Genomic DNA, 16,366 nt, shown 5'->3' on the forward strand with positions numbered 1-16,366 from the left:
CGGCCGCCGTCTCATCCCCACGGTCCGCGCCTGAGACAGGCGAAGAGGAGTCACGAGTGACGACGACGTCAGCCCTGAAGGCCCGCGCGCGGGCTCCCAAGCGGGGCATCCACCACCAACCGCCCAGCATGCGCGTGATCGCGGTCAAGATCGTGCTGCTCGCGCTCGTGGATGCCGTCGCGGTCTTCGCGATGTCGATCCTGTTCTTCCAGGGCGACTACCTCGTCGCCGGCATCGTGCTCCTTGCCACGCTGCTCGTGAACTGGGTCTACCTCAGCCCCGGCCTGCTGCCGGCGAAGTACCTGACGCCCGGACTCGTGTTCCTCGCGATCTTCCAGCTCTTCGTGATCGTGTACTCGCTCTACATCGCGTTCACGAACTACGGCGACGGACACAACTCGACGAAGGACGACGCGATCTCGTCGATCGTGCAGCAGAACACGCTGCGCGTCGAGGGATCGCCGGCGTACCGCGTGACCGTCGTCGAGGGCGCCGGCGGCCTCGGGCTGCTCGCCGCCGCGCCGGACGGGCAGGTGCTCGTCGGCACGCAGGACGAGCCGCTGCAGCCGGTCGACCCGGCATCCGTCACGCTCGACGGCGAGCGGCCGACCGCGCTCGAGGGCTGGACGAGCCTCGGCATGCAGGACATCCTCCAGCGGCAGCAGGAGGTGGCGGCGCTCCAGGTGCCGCTGTCGGACGACCTCGCCGACGGCTTCCTCCGCACGACGGACGCGTCGAACGGCTACGTCTACCAGTCGACCTTCGTCTACGACGAGGCCGCCGACACCGTCACCGACACCGTCACCGGCACCGTCTACCAGGATCTCGGCAACGGCGCGTTCGAGACGGCCGACGGCCAGCGGCTCGGCACCGGCTGGCAGATCTTCATCGGCGCCGACAACTTCCTCTACCCGTTCCAGAACCCGAGCTACGGCGGCGCGCTGTTCGGCGTGCTGGCGTGGACCTTCGGCTTCGCCATCCTGTCGGTCGCGATGTCGTTCTTCCTCGGCCTCTTCCTGGCGATCGCGCTCAACGACCCGCGCATGCGCTCGAAGCAGATCTACCGGGTGCTCTCGATCCTCCCGTACGCGTTCCCGTCGTTCCTCGGCGCGCTCGTGTGGCTCGGACTGCTCAACACCGAGTTCGGCTACATCAACAACACGTTCCTCGGCTCCGCCGACATCCCGTGGCTGACCGATCCGGTGCTCGCGAAGGTCTCGGTGCTGATCGTGAACCTGTGGCTGGGCTTCCCCTACATGTTCCTCATCTGCCTGGGCGCGCTGCAGTCGATCCCCGAGGAGCTCACCGAGGCGGCCTCGGTCGACGGGGCGACCGGCTGGCAGATCTTCGGCCGCATCAAGTTCCCGCTGCTGCTGGTCTCGACCGCGCCGCTGCTGATCTCGTCGTTCGCGTTCAACTTCAACAACTTCAACACCATCTACTTCCTCACCCGCGGCGGACCCCGCATGCAGGGCGTGGAGGAGAACGTCGGCCACACCGACCTGCTCATCACGCTCGTCTACAAGACGGCGTTCCAGGACGGCACCCGCGACTACGGCCTCGCGGCCGCGCTGTCGATCATCATCTTCATCATCGTCGCCACCGTCTCGACCATCGCGTTCCGGCAGACGAAGGCACTGGAGGACCTGAACTGATGAGCAACTCCAGAGGATCCGAGATCCTGCCCGTCGACGACGCCGCCCCCGAGGGCCGTCCGCCCCGCGCGGTGGAGCGGATGTCGTTCAAGAAGTGGCTCCGCGAGATGGGCTGGCGGCACCTCGTCGGCATCGCCGTCGTGCTCTTCGCCGTCTTCCCGCTCGTGTACGTGCTGAGCGCGTCGTTCAACCCGGGCGGCACGCTCACGGGATCGAACGAGCTCTTCCGCCAGCTCTCGGTGCAGAACTACGTCGACCTGCTGAGCGACCCGCGCCGGCCCTACGCCGCCTGGTTCGCGAACACGCTCGTCGTCGGGCTCGCGACCTCGTTCGGCACCGTCTTCCTCGGTGCGCTCGCGGCCTACGCCTTCAGTCGGATGCGGTTCACCGGCAGGCGGCCAGGCCTCCTCGGCCTCATCATCGTGCAGATGTTCCCGCAGCTGCTCGCGGTCGTCGCCATCTACCTGCTCATGCGCGGCATCAGCGAGGTGTTCCCGGCCATCGGGCTCGACACGCAGATCGGCCTGATCATGGTCTACCTGGGTGGAGCGCTCGGCGTGAACACGTACCTCATGTACGGGTTCTTCAACACGGTGCCCGCGTCGATCGACGAGGCGGCCAAGCTCGACGGCGCGGGGCACGCGCGCATCTTCTTCACGATCATCCTGCGACTCGTCGCCCCGATCCTGGCGGTCATCGGCCTGCTCTCCTTCATCGGCACGACGAGCGACTACGTGATCGCCTCGGTCATCCTCACGAGCCCGGAGCGGCTCACCCTCGCCGTCGGGCTGTTCCGCTACGTCTCCGAGGAGACGAGCACGAACTACACGATCTTCGCCGCCGGCGCCGTGCTCGCCGCGATCCCGGTCATGGCCCTGTTCCTGTGGCTGCAGAAGTACATCGTCGGCGGCCTGACGGCGGGGGCCGTGAAGTAGGCCGTTCCCCCGACGCCGGGTGGCATGGCACGGTAGGGGCATGACCCAGGTGCGCGCGCCGATCGACCGAGGCCGGTTCTCCAACAAGACGGTCTTCATCATGGCGGCCATCGGCTCCGCCGTCGGGCTCGGCAACATCTGGCGCTTCCCGTACGTCGCGTACGAGGGCGGCGGCGGGGCGTTCATCCTGCCGTACCTCGTCGCCCTGCTCGCCGCCGGCATCCCGCTGCTGCTGCTCGACTACGCGATCGGCCATTCGCAGCGAGGCTCGGCCCCGCTGTCCTTCGCGCGGCTGTCCCGTCGGCTGGAGTTCATCGGCTGGTGGCAGGTGGCGATCTGCGTCGTGATCTCGGTCTACTACGCGGCGATCCTCGCGTGGTCGGTGCAGTACGTCGGCTTCTCCTTCACGCAGGCGTGGGGCGACGATCCGGAGGCCTTCTTCTTCACCGAGTTCCTGCGAGCCACGGAGAACGAGGTCACGCTCGACTTCGTGCCTGCCGTGCTCATCCCGATGGTCATCATCTGGGTGGTCGCGATCGCGGTCATGGCCCTCGGCGTGCAGCGCGGCATCGGCGCCACCTCGGTGGTCTTCATCCCCGTGCTCCTCATCGCGTTCATCGCGCTCGTCGTGCAGGCGCTCGCGCTGCCCGGCGCGATCGACGGCCTGCAGTCGCTCTTCGCGCCGAACTGGGCGGCGCTCCTCGACCCGGCGGTGTGGGCGAGCGCCTTCGGGCAGATCTTCTTCTCGCTCTCGGTCGGCTTCGGCATCATGATCACGTACGCCTCGTACGTCGGGCGGAAGATCGACATGACGGGCTCGGGCCTCGTCGTCGGCTTCGCCAACTCCGGCTTCGAGCTGCTCGCGGGCATCGGTGTCTTCTCGGCGCTGGGCTTCCTCGCGCAGGCGTCGGGCGCGGCCGTCGCCGATGTGGTCGCCGACGGCATCGGCCTCGCCTTCATCGCCTTCCCGGCGATCATCTCCCAGGCGCCGTTCGGCGAGCTGCTGGGCATGCTGTTCTTCCTCTCGCTCGTGCTCGCCGGCTTCACATCGCTCGTGAGCATCCTCGAGGTGGTGATCTCGGCCGTGCGCGACAAGCTCGAGCTCGGCCGGGTGGGGGCGACGCTCGTCGTCACCGTCCCGATGGCGATCGTCAGCATCCTGCTCTTCACGACCACGAGCGGCATCCTCGTGCTCGACATCGCCGACCACTTCATCAACCGCTTCGGCATCCTGCTCGTCGCGCTCGTCGCGATGCTCGCCGTCGGCTGGGCCGTCCGCCGGGTCCCCTCGCTCGCCGAGCACATGAGCCGCTACGGCTCCCTCAAGCTCGGCAGGTGGTGGATCGTGCTCGTCACGATCGTCACGCCGGCGCTGCTCGCGGTGATGCTCGGGCTCGAGCTCATCACGGCCGTCTCGGAGCCCTACGGCGGATTCCCCGGATGGATGCTCGCGGTCTTCGGCTGGGGCACCGCGGCGGCGGCCCTGCTCGCCGGCATCCTGCTCTCGATCCCGAAGTGGAGGTCGACGACGCCGCTGGAGGCGCCGGAGCACGACGAGGAGGTGATCCGATGACCGGTGGAGCCATCGTCATGATGGTCGTCGCGATGACCGTGCTGTGGGGCGGGCTCGCAGCGGCGATCGTGAACGTCGTGCGCTTCAAGGGCGAGGAGCCGGCCGACTCCGGGCGCGACCTCTGACGACGGCCCGGGCGGCGCGCGACACGCGCGCCGGAATCTGCGCGGCAGACGGTCGAAAACGATTACGCTCATCGCACCCCCTCGATGGGGCGGGCGCAGCGTGGCGCCCGGGAGGAGCGTGCCGCATGCCAGAGACCGACTTCGACCCCGAGCGCAGCATCGAGATGCAGCGCTCGCCTGAGTTCCAGCGCCTTCGGCGCACCTTCATGACCTTCATCGTGCCGCTCACGGTCATCTTCCTCGCCTGGTACCTCGCGTACGTGCTGATCGCGGGCTTCGCGCCCGAGTTCTTCGCGACCCGGCTCGGAGACAGCTACATCAACGTCGGGCTCCTGTTCGGGCTCGCGCAGTTCGTCACGACCTTCACGATCACGATGCTCTACAGCCGCTGGGCGAACCGCGTCTACGACCGCCAGGCCGAGCCGCTGCGCGAGCAGATGGAGCTGGTCGTGCCGGCAGGGAGTCGCTGATGCCTGAGATCAATCCCGTCATCAACATGGTCGTGTTCGGCATCTTCGTCGCCGTCACGCTCTTCATCGTCTTCCGTGTCTCGCGCCGCAAGGCGACCGAGAACGAGTTCTACGCTGCCGGCCGGTCGTTCTCGGGCCGGCAGAACGGCGTCGCGATCGCGGGCGACTACCTGTCTGCCGCGAGCTTCCTCGGCATCTGCGGCGCGATCGCGGTCGCCGGCTACGACGGCTTCCTCTACTCCATCGGCTTCCTCGTCGCGTGGCTCGTCGCGCTGCTGCTCGTCGCCGAGCTGCTGCGCAACACCGGCAAGTTCACGATGGCCGACGTGCTGAGCTTCCGCCTCCGCCAGCGTCCCGTGCGCATGGCGGCGGCCCTCGCGACGCTCGCGGTGTGCTTCTTCTACCTCGTCGCGCAGATGGCGGGCGCCGGCGGTCTCGTCGCCCTGCTGATGGGCTTCGAGGGGCCGCTCGCGACCTCGATCACCATCGCCGTCGTCGGCGTGCTCATGATCGTCTACGTCATCGTCGGCGGCATGAAGGGCACCACCTGGGTGCAGATCATCAAGGCGGTGCTGCTCATCGTCGGCGCCGGGATCATGACGATCATGGTGATGTTCCTGGTGGGCTTCGACTTCAACGCCCTGCTGCAGCGCGCCGTCGAGGCGTCGCCCGAGGGCGAGGCGATCCTCGCGCCGGGACTCAAGTACACGAACCCGATCGACTTCCTGTCGCTCGGGCTCGCGCTCGTGCTGGGCACGGCTGGGCTGCCGCACGTGCTCATGCGCTTCTACACGGTGCCGTCCGCCAAGGAGGCGCGGCGCAGCGTCGTCTGGGCCATCTGGCTCATCGGCATCTTCTACCTGTTCACGCTCGTGCTCGGCTTCGGCGCCGGTGCGCTCGTGGGTCCCGAGACGATCCGCGAGTCGCCCGGTGGCGAGAACTCGGCAGCCCCGCTGCTCGCGCTCGCGCTCGGCGGACCGGTGCTCATGGCGATCATCTCGGCGATCGCGTTCGCGACGATCCTCGCGGTCGTCGCGGGCCTCGCCATCACCGCCGCGACGTCGTTCGCGCACGACATCTACGCATCCATCATCAAGCGCGGCGACGTGCAGCCGGGTGCCGAGGTGAAGGTCGCGCGCATCACGGTCGTCGTCATCGGGATCATCGCGATCCTCGGCGGCATCCTGGCGCAGAACCAGAACGTCGCGTTCCTCGTGGCGCTCGCGTTCGCGGTCGCGGCGAGCGCGAACCTGCCGACGATCATCTACTCGCTGTTCTGGCGCCGGTTCAACACCGGCGGAGCGCTGTGGTCGATGTACGGCGGGCTCGCCTCGTGCGTGCTCCTCATCGTCTTCTCGCCCGTCGTGTCGGGGCGCGAGACGTCGATCTTCGCCGACGCCGACTTCGCGATCTTCCCGCTCGCGAACCCCGGCATCGTGTCGATCCCGCTCGCGTTCGTGCTCGGCATCGTCGGCACGCTGCTGTCGAAGCCGTCGCCGGACCACGCGGCGAAGCAGGCCGAGATGGAGGTGCGCTCCTTCACCGGCGCCGGAGCCGAGAAGGCATCGGAGCACTGACCCGCACGGTACGCACGACGCACGCCCGCGAAGCCTGATCAGCGGCGCGCGCGGTCCCCGGTCACCGGGGGCCGCCCGCCGAGGCTCGCGGGCTTGCGTCGTGCGAAGGGTGCGAAGGCGGGTGCGGGCGCGGCGGGCGCTCGGCGGGGGTGGCGCACGGCCCGGGAGCCGAGCAGCACGCCCAGCACGACGACGGCGGCGCCCGCGATCTCCACCGCCGCCAGCGTCTCGCCGAGCACGACCCACGCGGTCACCAGGCCGACGACGGGCACGAGCATCGAGAAGGGCGCGACGCGCGCGGCCGGGTGCCGGCTCAGCAGCCAGGTCCAGATCCCGCTGCCGACCACGGTGCCGAGCACGACCGTGTAGGCGAGGCCGCCGAGCGCCCAGAGGCCCGTCGACGTGTCGAGCGCTGTGAGCGACCGCGCGATCCGCTCCGGTCCCTCGACCCAGAGCGAGACGGCGAGCATCGGCAGCACCGGGACCACCGACATCCAGAGTGTCAGGTGCAGCGGCTTCGGCGGCTTCGCCAGCCGGCTCGAGAGGTTGCCGAGCGCCCAGCCGAGGGCCGCGAGCAGCGCCAGCAGGAACGGGCCCAGCGCCGCGGTGCCGAGCTGCTGCGCGCCGATGGCGGTGAGCCCCGCGACGGCGAGCAGGATGCCCGCCACCTGCGCGCGATCGAGCCGCTCGCGCAGCACGGTCGCGCCGAGGAGCACGGTGAACGGCGCGGATGCCTGCAGCACGAGCGAGGCGAGCCCGACCGGCAGCCCCGTGGCCATCGCCCAGTAGAGGAAGAGGAACTGCAGCGTGCCGAAGCCGAGCCCGTAGCCGAGCAGCCAGCGCAGCCGCACCTGCGGCCGCGGCACGAGCAGGATCGTCGGCAGCGCGATGAGCGCGAAGCGCAGCGCCACGAGGAAGAACGGCGGGAACTGCTCGAGCGAGAGGTGGATGGCGAGGAAGTTCAGGCCCCACAGCACGGCCACCAGCACGCCCAGCAGTCGCTCTCGAGTCGTCATGCGCATGAGCAGAGCAGTCCCAGACCGTGGAGCACAAGCGATGAATCGTGGATCGACTGTGTAGCGTTGCTGCATGGAACTACGCGATCTCGCTCTGCTCCGCGAGCTCGACGAGCGCGGGAGCCTCGGGGCCGTGGCGCGCGCGACGCGCGTGACGCCGTCGGCCGTGTCGCAGCGCATCCGCCTGCTCGAGCGCTCGCTCGGCCTGCCGCTCACCGAGCCGGTCGGCCGAGGCGTGCGCCTCACCGAGGCCGGCCGGCTGCTCGCAGCGGGCGCGATCGAGGTGGCCGCCGTGGTCGCGCAGGTCGAGGCTCGGCTCGCCGCCTTCCGCGGCGGCATCGGCGGCAGCATCGACATCGCCGTGCTGCCGAGCGCCGGCGTCGTGCTGCTGCCGTCGCTCATCGCGGCGCTCGGCGACGGCATCGAGGTGCGGGTGCACGACCACGACGTCGCGGAGGCCGACTACGCGGCGCTCACCCGCGACCACGACCTCGTCATCGGTCACCGCATGGCACCGACGCCGCTGCCCGGCTGGCGGGGGCTCCGCGTCGTCGACCTGCTGCGGGAGCCGATCGACATCGCCCTCCCGCTGTCGCACCCGCTCGCCGCGGCTGCCTCGGTGCGACCTGCCGACCTCGCCGGGCAGCGGTGGATCGGCGTGCCGGAGGGCTACCCGTTCGACGACGTGCGCATCGCGATCGAGCAGGCGGCCGCGGCGTCGTTCTCGATCGTGCAGCGGGTGCGCGACAACCGGCTGGTCGAGGCGCTCGTGGCCGCCGGGCTGGGCATCGGGATGCTGCCCCGCTTCAGCACGCAGCGAGGCGGCGGCATCGCGCTCGTGCCGCTGTCGGGTCTGCCGACCGGGCGCACGGTGAGCGCGCTCGCGCGCTCCGACGTCGCCGAGCGAGCGGTCGTCCGGCACGTGCTCGAGGTGCTCGAGCGCTGCGCCGCCGCGATCGTCGAGGCTGACGCGGTCGAGGCCTGACGGCGCGGAGGGCGCTCGGGCGGTGCTACGATATTCCGGTTGCCGTGAACGGCATCGCCCCGATAGCTCAGCGGTAGAGCACTTCCATGGTAAGGAAGGGGTCGCGAGTTCGATCCTCGCTCGGGGCTCGCGTTCGCTTGATGCTTCGTGCTTGGGTGGGCGTTCTGGCGGGGTAGCTCAGTTGGTGAGAGCGCACGACTCATAATCGTGAGGTCGCGGGTTCGAACCCCGCCCTCGCTACCGCCAGCAAGGGGACCGGATGGATCATCCGGTCCCCTTGTTCGTGCTCGAACTGGGGCATGGACGCGCTCGGAGCGCCCGAGTAGCCTGCGGTCGAGCAGGCGGCTCACCTGCTCTAGCGAGGCGAGGAGACGGGCATGTCCACCGTCGAGCGGAGGTCGATGACCTCCGGGTTCACCACGAAGCCCTCCGTGCACCACCACGTGGTGCCGCACCGACCCGACTGGCCGACGCCGGCGCATCCGTTCGTGACCGACGGCGGCCTCGAGACCGACCTCATCTTCCGCCGCGGCGTCGACCTGCCGCACTTCGCGGCGTACCCGCTGCTGCGCTCCGAGCGCGGCAGGGCACTGCTCGCCGACTACTACGCGGCGTACGCCGCGATCGCGGCCAGGGTCGGCGCGGGCCTGCTGCTCGAGACCGCGACGTGGCGAGCGAACCCCGACTGGGGCGCGCGGCTCGGCGACGACCGGCGCTCGCTCTACGACGTGAACGTCGCCGCGGTGCGGCACGTCCGCGAGCTGCGGGAGTCGTGGGACGACGTCGCCGACGTCCTCGTCAGCGGCGCGGTCGGGCCGCGTGCGGATGCCTACGCCGACGTGCCGCCGATCGACCCCGACGACGCGCAGGTCTATCACGAGCGGCAGCTCGACGCGTTCGCCGAGGCCGGCGTCGACCTCGTGACCGCGTTCACGCTCTCCGACCCGGGCGAGGCGATCGGCATCGCGAGGGCCGCCTTCTTCCACGGGCTCCCGGTCGCGATCGGCTTCACCGTCGAGACCGACGGGCGGCTGCGCGGCGGGATGCCGCTCGGCGACGCGATCCGGCTCGTGGAGGACGAGACCGACAGCGTGCACTACATGCTCAACTGCGCGCATCCGCAGCACATCCTGCGCGGCCTCGACGGCGGCGCGTGGCGCGAGCGCGTCGCGGCGGTGCGCTACAACGCCTCGACGAAGAGCCACGCCGAGCTCGACGCGGCGACCGAGCTCGACCCCGGCGACATCGACGAGCTGCGTCGAGGCCACGAGCAGGTGCGCGCGCTGCTGCCCAACCTCGCGGTCGTCGGCGGCTGCTGCGGCACCGACAGCCGCCACGTCGCCGCACTCTGGGGAGATCGCGCGTCTGCCTAGACTGGCTCCGTGCCAGTGAATCCCGAGATCCAGGGCCGGCAGTACCCGCCCACGGCCCCCTACCTCGTCGGTCGCGAGAAGGTCCGCGAGTTCGCGCGCGCCGTGCAGGCGACGCATCCGGAGCATCTCGACGTCGATGCTGCGCGCGCAGCCGGCCACACCGACGTCATCGCACCGCCCACCTTCCCGATCGTCATCCAGGAGCTCACGCTGCGGCAGCTGCTCGAGGACGAGACGGCCGGCGTCGACTTCTCGCGCGTCGTGCACGGCGACCAGCGCTTCACCGCGAGCCGGCCGATCGTCGCGGGCGACGAGCTCACCGCGCAGCTGACGGTCACGAGCGTGAAGTCGCTCGGCGGCAACGACATGGTGACGAGCGAGAGCGTCATCACCGACCTCGACGGCATGCACGTCGTCACGGCCACCTCGACGCTCGTGGTGCGGGCGGAGGCCTGATGGACGGGAACATGACGGACGCGAAGCCGATGGGCGCGAACCAGGAGCTCGGCGAGCTCGAGGTCGGCCAGGTGGTCGCCGAGCGCGACCTCACCCTCACGCGCGACTCGCTCGTGCGCTACGCGGGCGCCTCCGGCGACTTCAACCCGATCCACTACCGCGACGACGTCGCCGAGCGCGTCGGGCTGCCCGGCGTGCTCGCGCACGGCATGCTCACGATGGGCGCGGCCGTGCAGCCGGTCGTCGAATGGGCGGGCCCCTCGCGCATCGTCGACTACACCGTGCGGTTCACGCGCCCGGTGGTGGTCGACGCCGAGACCGGCGCCGCCCTGCACGTGGTCGCGAAGGTCGGCCGGGTCGACGAGGGCAGCGCGCGCATCGATCTGACGGTGACGGTCGACGAGAGGACCGTGCTCGGCAAGGCGCAGGTCGTCGTGGCGACCGACCGATGACCCCTGCGCCGATGACCCCTGCGCCGATGACCGCTGCGCGGCGGCTCGCCGACGCGACCACCATGCGGGTGGGCGGCGACGTCGATCGCTGGATCGAGGCGACCACGCGCGACGAGGTGGTGTCGGCCTACGCCGAGCTGCTCGAGCGCGACGAGGAGCACCTGCTGCTCGGCGGCGGCTCGAACACCGTCGCCTCCGACGAGCGGTACGAGGGCACCGTGCTCCGGGTCGCGACGCGCGGCATCCGCACGCTGCCTGCGGCGGAGCGGCCGCACCGGCCGCCGGGCGAGGAGCCGCCGCTCGACGACGCCGTCGTGCTGCGCGTGGAGGCGGGGGAGTCGTGGGATGCGCTCGTCGCCCTCGCGGTCGCCGAGGGGCTCACGGGCATCGAGGCCCTCAGCGGCGTGCCGGGCTCGGTCGGCGCGGCGCCGATCCAGAACATCGGCGCCTACGGCCAAGAGCTCTCGGCGACGCTCCAGGGGATCGAGCTGCTGTGCCTCGACGAGCACGGCGAGCTCGCGGTGCGCGAGGTGCCGGCGTCGGAGCTGCGCCTCGGCTACCGCGACTCCGCGATCAAGCAGGGGGTGCTGCGCGGCGTCGTGCTCTCGGTCGACCTGCGCCTGCGCCGATCGCCCGACGGTCGGAGCCAGCCGATCGCGTACCAGCAGCTCGCCACGGCGCTCGACGTCGAGCTCGGCACGCGCGTGCCGCTCGAGGACGTCCGCAGCTCGGTGCTCGCGCTGCGCGACTCGAAGGGCATGGTGCTCTCGGACGACCCTGACTCGGTGAGCGCGGGCTCGTTCTTCACCAATCCGATCGTCTCGGCCCGCTTCGCCGCGACGCTGCCGAAGGAGCTGCCCCGGTGGTCGACCGCGCCGGAGCCGCGCGCGACCGTGCTGCCGCTGGACGCCGACACCGCGCTGCCGTCGTTCGACCGGCGCGTGCCGAGGGTGAAGCTCTCTGCCGCGTGGCTCATCGAGCAGGCCGGCATCGGCCGCGGCTTCTCGCTGCCCGGATCGCGCGCGGCCGTCTCGACGAAGCACACGCTCGCGCTGACGAATCGGGGCGGCGCGACGGGCGAGGAGATCGCCGAGCTCGCTCGGTTCGTGCAGGCACGCGTCGAGAACCAGTTCGGCGTGCACCTCGTGCCAGAGCCCGTGCTCGTGGGGCTCTCGCTCTAGCCGTCGAAATGCAGCGCCGGCGATCGGCGTTGCCCCTCGCATGGCACAGCAGCAGGCGCATCCTCCGAAGCAGCTCAGGCTCGTCGTCGAGGTCGACGACTTCGACGCGGCCCTCGCCTTCTACCGCGACGCGCTCGGGCTGCCCGAGATCGCGGCGTTCGAAGGCGCCGGCGACGCGCGGGTGGCGATCCTCGAGGCCGGCAGGGCCACGCTCGAGCTCGCCAATCCCGCGCAGAAGCGCATGATCGATCGCATCGAGGCGGGTGGCGCACCGAGCCCGCGCATCCGCGTCGCCTTCGAGGTCGACGACGCCGACGGCTCGACGAGGAGGCTCGAGGGGGCGGGCGCCACGGTCATCGCGGAGCCCGTCGAGACGCCGTGGCGCTCGCGGAACGCGCGGCTCGAGGCGCCCGCCGGGCTGACGCTCACGCTGTTCGAGGAGCTCGACGGCGAGGAGCGGTTCGTGCCAGTCGACGATTGATCCGGCCGCCCGGTCGTGGGACAGTCGGGTGATGGGGGACAGCATGGATGTGCACGACGCGGTACCGCCCGACCCGACCGGCAGCTCGTCGCCGATCGAGCTCGAGCTCGAGGTCTCCGTCAGCCGCGCTCGGGCGTGGGACGCGTACGTGCACGGGCTCGGCGAGTGGTGGCTGCCCGGCTCGACGGCGAGCGGGTCCGGCCTCGACCGCATCGCGGTCGACCCGCACGCGGGCGGCCGCATCGTCGAGCACGGCCGCGACGGCCGCGAGGTCGACTGGGGCGAGGTGACGGATGCCGTCCCGGGCGAGCGCTTCTCGCACACGCTCCGCCTGTCCGACGAGGGCGACGCGAGCGTCGTCGACGTCACGTTCGTCGACCTCCCGCAGGGCGGCACTCGGGTGCGGCTCACGCACTCGGGATGGAGCGACTCGAACCGGGGCGGCCGCGCCAAGCGCCTCGACTGGCCCGTGCTGCTCGAGCGCTACCGGGCGTTCGCGCAGCACGTGTAGCGCGTCAGGCGAGCCGGCCCATCGGCTGCGTCAGGATCTCGGCGGCGCCGTCGGTGATCGCGATGGTGTGCTCGCTGTGCGCGGTCCGTGCGCCGGTCGCGCTGCGGAGCGTCCAGCCGTCCGGGTCGACGACGAGCTCGTCGGTGTCGGCCATGATCCACGGCTCGAGCGCGAGCAGCAGCCCCGGGCGGAGCCGGTAGCCGCGGCCCGGTCGACCGGCGTTCGCGACGTGCGGATCCTGGTGCATCGTCGACCCGATGCCGTGACCGCCGAACTCCATGTTGATGGGGTAGCCCGCTGCGTCGAGCACCGAGCCGATCGCGTGCGAGATGTCGCCGATCCGGTTGCCGGGGACCGCCGCTGCGATCCCGGCCTCGAGCGCCCGCTCGGTCACCTCGATCATGGCGACGCTGTCCGCCGGTCGGCGATCGCCCACGACGAAGCTGATCGCGGCGTCGGCCGCGATGCCCTCCACCGAGACGGCGAGGTCGAGGGTCAGCAGGTCGCCGTCGGCGAGCCGCTGATCGCGGGGCCGCCCGTGGAGGACGGCATCGTTGATGCCCGTGCAGATGTGGTGGCCGAACGGCCCGCGACCGAACGACGGCGCGTAGTCGACGTAGCAGGACTCCGCGCCGGCCTCCTCGATCATCGCCTTCGCCCAGCGATCGATCTCGAGCAGGTTGGTGCCGACAGCGCTGCGGGCTCGCAGCGACTGCAGGATGTCGGCGACGAGCGCGCCGGCCCGCCGAGCGCGCGAGAGCTCGGCGTCGTTGAGGATCTCGATCATGCTGCCTCCGGTGGGTGTAGATCTGCGAGTCGACGGGTCTGGGATGCGACCGCGGGCACGCCGGCGTCAGCCGCGCTTGATCCAGCGGAACGTCAGCGCGGCGACCACCGTGCCCACGACCGCCCACGCGCCCAGCACGAGGGCGACCGTCTGCAGGTCCCACATCGCGCCCACCTCGAGCTGTCGCGCGACGTCGGGCAGGAGCGCCGCGCGCATCCCGTGCCCGACCCATGCGAGCGGGAGCAGGTTCGCGATCGACTGGAGCCAGTCGGGCAGGATCGCGAAGGGCAGGTAGATGCCCGAGATGAACTGCAGCACGAGGACGACCGGCAGGATGACCGCCGACGCAGACGCCGCGGAGCGCGGGATCTGCGCGACCGCGACGCCGAGCACGGCGAAGCAGACGAGGGCGGCGAAGAAGACCCAGGCGAGCGTGAACCAGCGGCCGGGGTCGGTCGGCAGCTCGAGCCCGAACACCGTCGTCGCCACGGTCAGCAGGAGCGCCGCTTGCGCGAGCGAGGTGAGCAGCAGCTGGCCGACCTTGCCGAGGAAGTACGACAGCACCGGCAGCGGCGTCGCCGCGAGCCGCTGCAGCGTGCCGTTCGCGCGCTCGGTGGCGATCTCGATGCCGAGGTTCTGCACTCCGGACAGGAAGACGCCTGCCGCGAGCATCGCGGGCAGGTAGGTGTGCGGCTGGGTCACCTCCTGCCCGTCCATCGTCAGCAGCGGCGGCACGTCGCTGAAGGCGCTCGCGAAGATCGAGAACAGCAGCACCGGGAAGAGGAAGGTGAACACGAGCGCATCGCTGCGTCGCAGGTACTGCAGCAGCTCGACCCGCACGCGGTCTGCGGCGCAGCGCAGGGTGTGCCCGGGGCGGATGCCGCGGCGCGCGACCGCGACGCGCCCGTCGGCGCCCGTCGGGCCGGCCTCGCCGGTGTCGACGGCGCTCATGCCGCGACCTCGTCGAGCTCGAGCTCGGCGTCGTCGACCTCGACCTCGCCGATCATCGAGAGGTAGATGTCCTCGAGCGACGGCCGCACGATCTCGAGATCGACGGGCTCGCCGCGCAGCCCGCGCACGAACGATGCCGGCTCGGTCGTGCGCACCTCGTGGCGACCTGCCGCATCCGACCACCGCACGATCGGCGTGCGCGCCTCCGCGCCCCCGATGCGCCCGATCTCGTCGAGCGCGAGCAAGCGGCCGCCGGCGATGATGCCGGCGCGGTCGGCGAGCTGCTCCGCCTCGTCGAGGTAGTGGGTCGTGAGCAGGATGGTCGTGCCGTCTGCGGCGACGCCACGGATGAGCTCCCAGAACGCCCGCCGGGCCTGCGGGTCGAAGCCCGTCGTCGGCTCGTCGAGGAAGAGCACCTCCGGACGTCCCATGATGCCGAGCGCGACGTCGACGCGCCGCTGCTGCCCGCCGGAGAGCTTGCTCACGCGCCGCTGAGCGTGCTCGGTGAGGCCCACGGCGGCGATCGTCTCGTCGACGTCGCGCGCGTCGGGGAAGACGCGCGCGAAGTGCGTGAGGATCTCGCGGACCGTGAGCACCCCGGCCTGCCCGCTCGACTGCAGCACGACGCCGATGCGGCTGCGCCAGCCGCGATCGCCGCGCTGCGGGTCGACGCCGAGGACGCGCGCGGTGCCGCTCGTGGGCGTGCGGAATCCCTCGAGCATCTCGACGGTCGTCGACTTGCCCGCCCCGTTCGGGCCGAGGAGCGCGAAGGTCTCGCCCTGGGCGATCGCGAACGAGACGTCGTCGACGACGGTGCGAGCGCCGTAGCGCTTGGTCAGGCCGTCGACGACGACGGCCGCTTCGGGGTGCATGCTCCTAGCGTGGCGCACCGCGCCCCGCTCCGCACCGCGGATCCGGCACGGCGCGACGGATGCGCTCAGATGCGGGTGGCGAGCCAGGCCTGCGCGGCGGCGCGATGCGTGCGGGAGAGCTCGGCATCGGCCGCGATCGACTCGAACCCGTGCGGGGCGCCGGGCACGATGACGAGATCGACGTCGACGCCCGCGGCGCGCAGCCGCTCGGCGTACGCCACGTCCTCGTCGTGGAAGAGGTCGATGTCGCCGACGCCGATCCACGCGGGCGGGAGCCCCGCGAGGTCGGCGCGGCGTGCTGGCACGGCATGCGCCGGCACGGTCGCTGCGCCCGGCTCGAGGCCGAGGAACGAGCGCCAGCCGAGCCGGTTGCTGCGGTTGTCCCAGACGAGGTGCTCCTCGCCGTCGCGCGCCGTGTCGGCCGCCGTGCGGTCGTCGAGCATGGGGCAGAGGAGCAGCTGTGCGATCGGCTGCTGACCGCCCTCGTCGAGCAGTCGCTGCGCGAGGGCCGCGGCGAGGCCTGCGCCCGCGCTCTGCCCGCCGATGGCGATGCGTCGCTCGCCACGCTCGACGAGGCCCGTCCAGACCCGGGCGCAGTCGTCGAGCGGAGCGGGGAAGGGATGCTCGGGGGCGAGCCGGTAGTCGACGCTCACGATCCGCAGGCCCAGTCGGTCGGCCGTCTCGGTGCACAGCTGGTCGTCGATGTGCGGAGCGCCGATGAGCATGCCGCCCCCGTGCACCCACAGCAGCACCGCGTCGGTGCGAGACCTGGCCGGCTGGTACGTGCGCACCCGCACGCCGCCGACGCGCGCGCTCGCGATCCGCACGCCCGGGGTGCGGGGGAATCGCACGAGCCGCGGCGCGACCCTGCCGATCGCCCGGCCGAGCCGGCGCTCGATGCCGACGCCGCGCATCCGCGTGACGGCGTCGCGCAGCGTCGGGTCGACCCGCTCCAGCTCCACGCGC

General features: G+C 71.3%; 18 protein-coding genes and 2 tRNA genes. 15 read left to right on the plus strand and 5 right to left on the minus strand.

All coding sequences use genetic code 11. The features are described from left to right. The first annotated feature begins 56 nt into the window (after positions 1 to 56). The 6 genes from ABD106_RS11415 to ABD106_RS11440 all read left to right on the plus strand — a co-directional run bounded on the left by ABD106_RS11415 (position 57) and on the right by ABD106_RS11440 (position 6,335). Complete coding sequence (locus ABD106_RS11415) at positions 57 to 1,655, plus strand: ABC transporter permease subunit (protein WP_425545743.1); 1,599 nt, start codon at positions 57 to 59, stop codon at positions 1,653 to 1,655. Then, positions 1,655 to 2,590 carry a sugar ABC transporter permease gene (locus tag ABD106_RS11420; RefSeq protein WP_425545744.1) on the plus strand — a complete coding sequence of 312 codons (936 nt, stop codon included), beginning with the start codon at positions 1,655 to 1,657 and terminating at the stop codon, positions 2,588 to 2,590. Before ABD106_RS11415 ends, ABD106_RS11420 begins: the two co-directional genes overlap by 1 nt. A 40-nt stretch (positions 2,591 to 2,630) precedes the next feature. Then, on the plus strand, positions 2,631 to 4,163 hold the full coding sequence (locus ABD106_RS11425; protein WP_343920445.1) for a sodium-dependent transporter: 1,533 nt from the start codon (positions 2,631 to 2,633) through the stop codon (positions 4,161 to 4,163). Beyond that, positions 4,160 to 4,288 (plus strand): methionine/alanine import family NSS transporter small subunit, encoded by a 129-nt coding sequence (locus ABD106_RS11430; RefSeq protein WP_343920447.1) that lies wholly within the window; start codon positions 4,160 to 4,162, stop codon positions 4,286 to 4,288. Before ABD106_RS11425 ends, ABD106_RS11430 begins: the two co-directional genes overlap by 4 nt. Before the next feature lie 125 nt (positions 4,289 to 4,413). Then, entirely contained in the window at positions 4,414 to 4,758 is a 345-nt protein-coding gene (locus tag ABD106_RS11435; RefSeq protein WP_343920449.1) for a DUF485 domain-containing protein, read from the plus strand. Beyond that, entirely contained in the window at positions 4,758 to 6,335 is a 1,578-nt protein-coding gene (locus tag ABD106_RS11440; RefSeq protein WP_343920450.1) for a solute symporter family protein, read from the plus strand. The genes ABD106_RS11435 and ABD106_RS11440 overlap by 1 nt, the downstream gene beginning before the upstream one ends. A 38-nt stretch (positions 6,336 to 6,373) precedes the next feature. On the opposite strand, the gene ABD106_RS11445 is transcribed toward ABD106_RS11440, so the two are convergent. Further along, a complete protein-coding gene (locus ABD106_RS11445; RefSeq protein ID WP_343920452.1) occupies positions 6,374 to 7,351 on the minus strand; it encodes an EamA family transporter in 978 nt (325 codons plus the stop codon). Positions 7,352 to 7,424: 73 nt separating this feature from the next. On the opposite strand from ABD106_RS11445, the gene ABD106_RS11450 reads away from it, so the two are divergent. The 9 genes from ABD106_RS11450 to ABD106_RS11490 all read left to right on the plus strand — a co-directional run bounded on the left by ABD106_RS11450 (position 7,425) and on the right by ABD106_RS11490 (position 12,790). Next, a complete protein-coding gene (locus ABD106_RS11450; RefSeq protein ID WP_343920454.1) occupies positions 7,425 to 8,336 on the plus strand; it encodes a LysR family transcriptional regulator in 912 nt (303 codons plus the stop codon). A 56-nt stretch (positions 8,337 to 8,392) separates the two neighbouring features. Further along, positions 8,393 to 8,464: transfer RNA gene (locus ABD106_RS11455), tRNA-Thr, on the plus strand. A 38-nt stretch (positions 8,465 to 8,502) separates the two neighbouring features. Beyond that, positions 8,503 to 8,576, plus strand: a tRNA-Met gene (locus ABD106_RS11460). A gap of 137 nt (positions 8,577 to 8,713) precedes the next feature. Beyond that, a complete protein-coding gene (locus ABD106_RS11465; protein WP_343920456.1) occupies positions 8,714 to 9,709 on the plus strand; it encodes a homocysteine S-methyltransferase family protein in 996 nt (331 codons plus the stop codon). Positions 9,710 to 9,718: 9 nt separating this feature from the next. Continuing rightward, a complete protein-coding gene (locus ABD106_RS11470; protein WP_343920458.1) occupies positions 9,719 to 10,165 on the plus strand; it encodes an FAS1-like dehydratase domain-containing protein in 447 nt (148 codons plus the stop codon). Then, positions 10,165 to 10,617 (plus strand): MaoC/PaaZ C-terminal domain-containing protein, encoded by a 453-nt coding sequence (locus ABD106_RS11475; RefSeq protein WP_425545745.1) that lies wholly within the window; start codon positions 10,165 to 10,167, stop codon positions 10,615 to 10,617. Before ABD106_RS11470 ends, ABD106_RS11475 begins: the two co-directional genes overlap by 1 nt. A gap of 26 nt (positions 10,618 to 10,643) precedes the next feature. After that, positions 10,644 to 11,798 (plus strand): UDP-N-acetylmuramate dehydrogenase, encoded by a 1,155-nt coding sequence (locus ABD106_RS11480; RefSeq protein WP_343920460.1) that lies wholly within the window; start codon positions 10,644 to 10,646, stop codon positions 11,796 to 11,798. Positions 11,799 to 11,838: 40 nt separating this feature from the next. Continuing rightward, positions 11,839 to 12,279, plus strand: a complete 441-nt coding sequence (locus ABD106_RS11485) for a VOC family protein (RefSeq protein ID WP_343920462.1) — start codon at positions 11,839 to 11,841, stop codon at positions 12,277 to 12,279. Between the two features lie 31 nt (positions 12,280 to 12,310). Further along, positions 12,311 to 12,790: an SRPBCC domain-containing protein gene (locus ABD106_RS11490; protein ID WP_343920464.1), complete on the plus strand. Its 480-nt coding sequence runs from the start codon at positions 12,311 to 12,313 to the stop codon at positions 12,788 to 12,790. A 4-nt stretch (positions 12,791 to 12,794) separates the two neighbouring features. Here the strand turns inward: ABD106_RS11490 and map are convergent, their stop codons facing one another. The 4 genes from map to ABD106_RS11510 all read right to left on the minus strand — a co-directional run bounded on the left by map (position 12,795) and on the right by ABD106_RS11510 (position 16,362). After that, complete coding sequence (gene map / locus ABD106_RS11495; RefSeq protein ID WP_343920466.1) at positions 12,795 to 13,577, minus strand: type I methionyl aminopeptidase; 783 nt, start codon at positions 13,575 to 13,577, stop codon at positions 12,795 to 12,797. Between the two features lie 66 nt (positions 13,578 to 13,643). Continuing rightward, positions 13,644 to 14,528, minus strand: a complete 885-nt coding sequence (locus tag ABD106_RS11500) for an ABC transporter permease (RefSeq protein WP_343920468.1) — start codon at positions 14,526 to 14,528, stop codon at positions 13,644 to 13,646. Then, the gene (locus ABD106_RS11505) at positions 14,525 to 15,400 is read right to left on the minus strand and encodes an ABC transporter ATP-binding protein (protein WP_343920470.1); all 876 of its coding nucleotides are present in this window, start codon (positions 15,398 to 15,400) and stop codon (positions 14,525 to 14,527) included. Before ABD106_RS11505 ends, ABD106_RS11500 begins: the two co-directional genes overlap by 4 nt. Before the next feature lie 65 nt (positions 15,401 to 15,465). Next, positions 15,466 to 16,362: an alpha/beta hydrolase gene (locus ABD106_RS11510; RefSeq protein WP_343920472.1), complete on the minus strand. Its 897-nt coding sequence runs from the start codon at positions 16,360 to 16,362 to the stop codon at positions 15,466 to 15,468. Positions 16,363 to 16,366 lie beyond the last annotated feature (4 nt).

Source organism: Agrococcus citreus (assembly GCF_039527715.1).
GTDB lineage: Bacteria > Actinomycetota > Actinomycetes > Actinomycetales > Microbacteriaceae > Agrococcus > Agrococcus citreus.

What these genes read in the sequence shown, in the direction of transcription:
- ABD106_RS11485 (WP_343920462.1), top strand. Translation starts at nt 11,839, where the DNA reads ATGGCACAGCAGCAGGCGCATCCTCCGAAGCAGCTCAGGCTCGTCGTC.
- map (WP_343920466.1), bottom strand. Translation starts at nt 13,577, where the DNA reads ATGATCGAGATCCTCAACGACGCCGAGCTCTCGCGCGCTCGGCGGGCC.
- ABD106_RS11465 (WP_343920456.1), top strand. Translation starts at nt 8,714, where the DNA reads ATGTCCACCGTCGAGCGGAGGTCGATGACCTCCGGGTTCACCACGAAG.
- ABD106_RS11440 (WP_343920450.1), top strand. Translation starts at nt 4,758, where the DNA reads ATGCCTGAGATCAATCCCGTCATCAACATGGTCGTGTTCGGCATCTTC.
- ABD106_RS11490 (WP_343920464.1), top strand. Translation starts at nt 12,311, where the DNA reads ATGGGGGACAGCATGGATGTGCACGACGCGGTACCGCCCGACCCGACC.
- ABD106_RS11435 (WP_343920449.1), top strand. Translation starts at nt 4,414, where the DNA reads ATGCCAGAGACCGACTTCGACCCCGAGCGCAGCATCGAGATGCAGCGC.
- ABD106_RS11480 (WP_343920460.1), top strand. Translation starts at nt 10,644, where the DNA reads ATGACCGCTGCGCGGCGGCTCGCCGACGCGACCACCATGCGGGTGGGC.
- ABD106_RS11425 (WP_343920445.1), top strand. Translation starts at nt 2,631, where the DNA reads ATGACCCAGGTGCGCGCGCCGATCGACCGAGGCCGGTTCTCCAACAAG.
- ABD106_RS11475 (WP_425545745.1), top strand. Translation starts at nt 10,165, where the DNA reads ATGGACGGGAACATGACGGACGCGAAGCCGATGGGCGCGAACCAGGAG.
- ABD106_RS11450 (WP_343920454.1), top strand. Translation starts at nt 7,425, where the DNA reads ATGGAACTACGCGATCTCGCTCTGCTCCGCGAGCTCGACGAGCGCGGG.
- ABD106_RS11445 (WP_343920452.1), bottom strand. Translation starts at nt 7,351, where the DNA reads ATGACGACTCGAGAGCGACTGCTGGGCGTGCTGGTGGCCGTGCTGTGG.
- ABD106_RS11505 (WP_343920470.1), bottom strand. Translation starts at nt 15,400, where the DNA reads ATGCACCCCGAAGCGGCCGTCGTCGTCGACGGCCTGACCAAGCGCTAC.
- ABD106_RS11500 (WP_343920468.1), bottom strand. Translation starts at nt 14,528, where the DNA reads ATGAGCGCCGTCGACACCGGCGAGGCCGGCCCGACGGGCGCCGACGGG.
- ABD106_RS11420 (WP_425545744.1), top strand. Translation starts at nt 1,655, where the DNA reads ATGAGCAACTCCAGAGGATCCGAGATCCTGCCCGTCGACGACGCCGCC.
- ABD106_RS11430 (WP_343920447.1), top strand. Translation starts at nt 4,160, where the DNA reads ATGACCGGTGGAGCCATCGTCATGATGGTCGTCGCGATGACCGTGCTG.